Source organism: Planktothrix sp. FACHB-1355 (assembly GCF_014748295.1).
Lineage (GTDB): Bacteria > Cyanobacteriota > Cyanobacteriia > Cyanobacteriales > Aerosakkonemataceae > Aerosakkonema > Aerosakkonema funiforme_A.
In genome coordinates this window covers 1-6,988 of record NZ_JACJUP010000254.1, presented here as the reverse complement: position 1 = coordinate 6,988, position 6,988 = coordinate 1, and the positions used below count along the sequence as shown (strand labels likewise).

4 protein-coding genes and 1 pseudogene are annotated in these 6,988 nt (G+C 44.2%); all 5 read right to left on the bottom strand.

Annotated features, from left to right (window positions below; translation table 11 throughout):
- A partial coding sequence (locus H6S82_RS13045) for an aldehyde dehydrogenase family protein (RefSeq protein ID WP_347339493.1) occupies positions 1-1,536 on the bottom strand: 1,536 nt, incomplete at its 3' end.
- 453 nt (positions 1,537-1,989) lie between these two features.
- A complete protein-coding gene (gene pflA, locus H6S82_RS13040) occupies positions 1,990-2,766 on the bottom strand; it encodes a pyruvate formate-lyase-activating protein (RefSeq protein WP_190462077.1) in 777 nt (258 codons plus the stop codon).
- Positions 2,767-2,848: 82 nt separating this feature from the next.
- Positions 2,849-5,077: a formate C-acetyltransferase gene (pflB, locus tag H6S82_RS13035; RefSeq protein WP_190462103.1), complete on the bottom strand. Its 2,229-nt coding sequence runs from the start codon at positions 5,075-5,077 to the stop codon at positions 2,849-2,851.
- Between the two features lie 378 nt (positions 5,078-5,455).
- Positions 5,456-6,289 (bottom strand): polysaccharide deacetylase family protein, encoded by an 834-nt coding sequence (locus H6S82_RS13030; protein WP_190462079.1) that lies wholly within the window; start codon positions 6,287-6,289, stop codon positions 5,456-5,458.
- Between the two features lie 108 nt (positions 6,290-6,397).
- A pseudogene (locus tag H6S82_RS13025) lies at positions 6,398-6,649 on the bottom strand (Photosystem Q(B) protein 1); the annotation flags it as partial.
- Positions 6,650-6,988: the final 339 nt, after the last annotated feature.

The window sequence follows — 6,988 nt, the reverse complement described above, 5'->3', positions numbered from 1 at the left end:
GATTTCATCCAGAATTTCAGTAACTTTATCCGTTACGCCCAAGTCAAATAGCGGTTTATCGGTAACGATAAATGCCCGTTTTTTCCCCGCTAATTCTCGCAACGCCACTGGCAAACAACCATATTTGAAATACACCTTGGGCGGGATGCGGAACCACAACATATTTTCTCGGCGTTCGGTGACGGTTTTGATATTCAGCAAGTGTTGAGGGCCAACATTTTCCGATACCGAATTGTCGCCCCAGCTACCGCAACCGAGAGTCAAAGAAGGATCGAGGCGGAAGTTGTAGAGGTCGCCGATCGCACCTTGCGAAGATGGCGTATTAATCAGCACGCGGGCTGTTTCCATCTTCGATTCAAAATATTTGATGTGTTCTTGATTGGATGGGGCTGTATACAATACAGAAGTATGTCCGTGTCCGCCAAAAGTAATTAAAGCATCGGCTTTTTCTACCGCTTCTTGGTAGTTTTTCGCCCGATACATTGCCAAAATCGGCGAGAGTTTTTCAAACGAAAAAGGTTCGTTTTGGCCGATTTCTTCGACTTCGCCAATCAGCACTCTGGTGTCTGGCGGAACGGTAATTCCAGCTAATTTCGCGAGAGTTTCTACCGATTGTCCGACGATTTCCGCATTCAAACGTCCGTTGACGCTAATTTTACTGGCGACTTTTTCTCGTTCTTCTGGATTGAGGAAATAAGCGCCCCTTTCCAGAAATTCTTCTTTAACCGTGTCGTAAACTGAATCGACAACCACCACCGATTGTTCGCTGGCGCAAATCATGCCGTTGTCGAATGTTTTACTCAACAAAATTGAAGATACAGCCATTTTAATATGGGCAGTTTCATCAATTACTGCTGGGGTATTTCCCGCGCCTACGCCTAATGATGGGTGTCCTGAAGAATAGGCAGCTTTCACCATTCCTGGGCCACCTGTAGCGAGAATCAGCTTCACATCATGGTGTTGCATTAAAGCTTGGGAAAGCGGTACGGTGGGTTCGTCAATCCAACCGATGATATCTGGTGGCGCACCAGCTTCTACTGCTGCTTTCAGGACGATTTTCGCGGCTTCGATCGTGCATTTCTTCGCCCGTGGGTGAGGCGAAAAGATAATCGCGTTGCGGGTTTTCAGGGCGAGAAGGGCTTTGAAAATCGCCGTCGAAGTTGGGTTTGTTGTCGGCACAATACCTGCCAAAATACCCACTGGTTCCGCAATTTTTTGGAATCCAAATGATTTATCTTCTTCGATAACGCCGCAGGTTTTTTCGTGCTTATATTTGTTGTAGATAATTTCGGAAGCGAAGTGGTTTTTAATCACTTTATCTTCTACCACTCCCATTCCGGTTTCGGTAACCGCAATCTTGGCTAACGGGATGCGTTGGGTATTGGCTGCAAGTGCGGCTTTTTTGAAGATAACATCCACCTGTTCTTGGGTGTAAGTCGCATATTTTTCTTGCGCTGCTTTAACTCGTGCAATTAAGGCTTCCAGTTCGGTTATGTTTGTGACTGTCATGAGGATTCCTTTAGGATCTGGCTGAATGCGATCGAGATAGGGTTTACAACCAGAACGCTCTGGCTATATTGATGTTGAGGATGGAAATTTTTTGGGCTGGCTTTGTTTCTCTGGATAACGTCTTGCCTGTTTATCTATTTATATTTTACCCAGAGAAACTATCCGATTAACTTTTTCTTGAACTTTTTTTAGGTTCCTATCTACCTTTCTGTTCTAAGTATATATTACTTTTTCGACATTTGGGAATTATCTTCCATATTTATTTACAGTTGAAAACGCTTGTTGAGGCATTTGTAGGTCAGGGATGATATTCAGCAAAATTTAAGCTTTTTATGCAGTACCCCTTCCCTGTTAACGAGGAAGAAGCTAGGGGGTGGAGTAATTGCGATCGCCTGCTTTTTGCTTCGTTCTTCAATGCAGGTTTTGCATCATTTTTTAGCACGAATTTCTCCATAATTCCACAGATATTATGTGGAAATTTCACGATACGACTGCCAGACCGTATTTTTTAAAGATATCTACCGTTCGTTGCACTAACTCTGCTGTTGGCGGTTGGGTATCTTTGAGTTGGTAATCATAACCCAACTGTTCCCATTTGTACTCGCCCATCTTGTGAAAAGGCAGTACCTCCACCTTTTCTATATTTCCCAACGTGGAGATAAAACTAGCAAGTCCTTCAATGTTAGCAGGGTCATCCGTGAGATTCGGTACCAAAACAAACCGAATCCAAGTTGGTTTGTTAATTTCACTCAGATATTTGGCTAATTTTAGAGTAGGTTCGATGGGAACGCTGGTAACCTTAAAGTAAGTTTCCGGTTCAAAGGATTTGATATCCAATAACACCAAGTCAGCGTACTCAAGCACTGGTTTGGCGGCGTGTTCTAAATCCGCATAACCGGAAGTATCTAATGCTGTGTGAATACCCAGCTTTTTGCAGCGTTTGAAGATTTCCGCGACAAAATGAGGCTGCATCAAAGGTTCGCCACCGCTGACAGTAACGCCACCGCCAGAAAAGCGCATATAAGATTTGTACTTTTCAATCTCTGCAATTAATTCATCGACGGTGACTTGTTTGCCATCAGTCATGGGACGACAATCGGGATTGTGGCAATACAAACAACGCAGAGGACAACCTTTTGTAAAAATAACGAAGCGGATACCTGGGCCATCAACTGTTCCGCAACTTTCTACAGAATGAATTTGTCCGACGACATTCTGATTTTGAGAAGATTCGGAAATAGAGATTGGCGTTGACATCAAAAATCCTCAAATTTTGGCGATCGAACAGAGATGGAACTCCTGGAAACAATAGGGTGGGCAATGCCCACCCTACTATATTCTAAATGCGATCGTGGAATGTCCGCTTAATTACATCGAGTTGTTGTTCGCGAGTTAATTTGATGAAGTTAACTGCGTATCCCGATACCCGAATGGTGAGTTGCGGATATTTTTCTGGATGGTCTATGGCATCTAGCAACGTTTCGCGATCGAGTACGTTTACATTAATATGATGTCCGCCATCGTGGCAATAACCATCTAATATTCCACTCAGGTTTTTGATGCGATCGTCTTCTGTTTTACCCAAGGCTTTCGGCACAATTGAGAAGGTGTAGGAAATGCCGTCTTGGGCGTGTTCGTAAGGTAGTTTGGCAACTGAGGCTAAAGATGCGATCGCACCTTTCGTATCCCGTCCGTGCATTGGGTTTGCCCCTGGTGCAAACGGTTCCCCAGCTTTGCGTCCGTCGGGTGTATTTCCCGTTTTCTTACCGTAAACAACGTTAGAAGTAATCGTCAAAACAGATTGGGTTGGCACTGCATTTCGGTAAGTTTTGTTTTGGCGGATCTTATCCATAAAATCCTTGACCAAGTTAACGGCAATGCTATCTACGCGATCGTCGTTATTTCCGTATTTCGGGAAATCGCCTTCGATTTGATAATCAACTGCCAAACCGCTTTCATTTCGCAGCACTTTCACTTTGGCATATTTCATTGCCGAGAAAGCATCTGCTACTACTGACAAACCTGCAACGCCACAAGCTAGAGTGCGGAGAATTTCCCGATCGTGCAACGCAAATTCCAGCCGTTCGTAGCAGTATTTGTCGTGCATATAGTGGATGACATTGAGGGTGTTAACGTACAGTTTCGCTAACCAATCTAACAGGCGATCGAACTTCGCCTTCACCTCATCGTAATCCAGGTATTCGGATGTAACAGGTTCAAATTCAGGTGCAATTCGATCTCCCGCTTTTTCATCCTTGCCACCGTTAATCGCATACAGTAAAGCTTTGGCAAGGTTGGCCCGTGCCCCGAAAAATTGCATCTGCTTACCGATTCGCATCGCCGAAACGCAGCAGGCAATTCCATAATCATCGCCGTAATACGGACGCATCAAATCGTCGTTTTCGTATTGTACCGAACTGGTATCGGTCGAAACTTTCGTGCAGAAATGTTTGAATTTTTCTGGTAATCTTTCCGACCAAAGTATCGTTAAATTCGGTTCTGGCGCAGGGCCTAAATTATATAGTGTGTGCAGCAAACGGAAACTGTTCTTGGTGACGAGAGTGCGCCCATCTTCACCCATACCGCCGATCGATTCTGTTACCCAAGTTGGATCGCCCGAAAACAGTTCGTTGTAATCTGGTGTCCGCAGGAACCGCACCATGCGTAACTTCATCACAAAATGGTCGATAATTTCTTGCAATTGCGCTTCTGTCGCATCGCCATTTTGCAAATCGCGCTCAAAATAAATATCCAAGAACGTGGCAACTCGCCCCAAGGACATCGCCGCACCGTTTTGTTCTTTCACGGCACCCAGGTAAGCGAAGTATGTCCACTGTACGGCTTCTTTGGCATTCGCTGCGGGTTTGCTAAGATCGAATCCGTAGCTAGCCGCCATTTGTTTGAGTTCTTGCAGCGCTCGAATTTGTTCGCAAATCTCTTCTCTTAACTGAATAACCGATTCTACAATCGAGTCGAGTTCCAGTTCTTTGAGTTGTTCTTTTTTGTCCGCAACTAAGCGGTCAACGCCGTACAAAGCTACGCGGCGATAATCGCCGATAATCCTACCCCGACCGTAGGCATCCGGTAATCCAGTGATAATTCCAGAATGCCGCGCCAGTTTCATTTCACGGGTGTAAGCATCGAAAACTCCATCGTTATGAGTTTTGCGATATTTGCTGAAAATCTCTTCCGTCTCTGGGTCGAGTTTGTAGCCGTAAGCTTCTAGGGAGGCTTTTACCACGCGGATACCGCCCAAGGGCATAATTGCTCGCTTCAGCGGTTTTTCTGTTTGCAAACCAACAATTTGTTCTCGCTCTTTGTCAAGATAACCGGGCTGATGTGCAGTTATAGTTGAAACGACTTTTGTATCGGCATCTAACACGCCTTTTTGTCGTTCTTGCTTCATTAAATCCAGTACTTGATTCCACAGCTGGTGAGTTCTTTCGGTGGGGCTACGCAAAAAGGACTCGTCTCCTTCATAAGGAGTGTAGTTTTTTTGGATAAAATCCCGGACATCTATTTCTTCTGTCCATTTTCCTGGAACAAAATTTTTCCATTGCTCCAACATGGCTTTTTTCTCCCCGTTACTTTGCACAGTTATCTTTTCTTTCTGCGCTAATACTATGTTACAAAGTTTGGGGGATGTCGGCCAAAAAGTATCACTTTATTTAATAAACAACTTCAATGACGTTTTAGTTTCTCTTTAAAACAATTTGTAGGTTGTTTTATCCGCTATTATAAATATATTGTGGTTTTTGATACTTTTTATAAAAAAGTCAGCTATAATACGAATATTATTAAGTACTTAATTGTGAGATAAAAATAAGAGATTCAGTATTTTTATCAGTGCTTTATCCAAATGTTTATGCTTGTTTGGCGCTTCTAACTTCAGCAGAGACAGAGAGGGGAGATAGTTTTGCTCCCCCGCTCTCCTACTGTCTCCCTCTTAATTAGCGGCCTTTGGAGGCTCAGTCTTGGGGTTCTGTGCCCGCTTCTGCATCGCCAACAGTTGCGGCACCGTGACAAATCGATATCCCCGCTGTTTGAGTCCGGCAATAATTATTGGCAAAGCCTGCACCGTTCTGGGGTGAATATCGTGCAGTAGTATAATTTCTCCCGGTCGGGCAGCTTTCAGGACATTATTGGCTAAAACAGGCGCAGATCTGCCGATATGGTTCTCCCCCGGATCGTCCGACCACATCACGATCGCATACTTTTGAGAGCGGGCGTAAGCTGCTAGGCCGTTGTTTAGGAAGCCTCCAGGCGGACGGAAAAGCGATGTCTTGACGCCAGTCGTCTTGTAAATTAGGGCGGCTGTATTTTCTATTTCGGCAGCAGCCACAGCCGGATTCATATGAAAATACCAGTGATGCCACGTATGGTTGCCAATGACATGACCGTCTTGCACTACCCTCCGCCCAATATCGGGATAATTTTTCAGGTTTCGTCCGATCCAGAAAAACGTTGCCTTGATGTTGTTTTTCCTCAAGATTTCCAGCACCTGCAAGGTAGTTTTCGGCCAGGGGCCATCATCAAAAGTCAGCGCAATTACTTTTTCTGGAGTACCTAAATCCACTTTGCGAACCGTTTTGCCTTGATACTGTGTCGGTACGGAAAAAACCAGATTAGTTGCTTTGACTGGATGTGCCATCCCAAAACTGGGCAGCCGCGAGTCAGATAGGCGTCCCGGCAGCGCCATGTAGCTGCCTAACAAGCCAACAACCGTCACCAGCGTTGGAAAAAACCTGGGATACCAAAAAAAGGCATATCTACTTTTCATCTTACAATTTGTATAAAAAAACGTCCCTATTATAAGGACGCTCTGGCAGAAAATCTTATTTGCCTAACGCGGTATTTTTACGACAGCCAGGAATAACTTAACTTTTCTTCAAATTACGGTAATTGCTTCGCCTCCTGCCAGCGTCAGAGGGAAATGGTGAGCGTTCGGCGCGTGCATTACTTGAATACCCAGATTAGCCCGATTGACAACATCGGCATCCGAATAGATTACCCGACCGCTGCTGTCCAAAATTGAGTGATTGAAGTTGAAGCCATTGAGGTTAAATGACATCAAACACACAGCCGCCGTGGCTAACCAAATACCTACTGTGGGTACAGCTGCCAGGAAAAAGTGCAAAGTTTGAAAATATCAATTTCGGGTCGGCGTTGAGTGATAGTACTCATAACGAATTTATCCTATCCTCCATGTATAACTAATGTTATAAAAACTTCTACGGAAGCTTATTATTTAGTTAAATATTTTTTACTTTATTTCTTAAATTTAACTTCCCAAATTTATTACTTAATTTAAGTAGAACTTAACTCATCAACATCAAAGTTAATTTCTTTAAAGAAATATTAATAAATGTATAGCCGAAACTTGGGGTTATAAAGTCAAAAGGAAGATAGAGAGGGAAAAGGGAAAAGGAAAAAGATTAATTCCCCCGCTCCCCCACTCCCCCACTCCCCCACCCTCCAT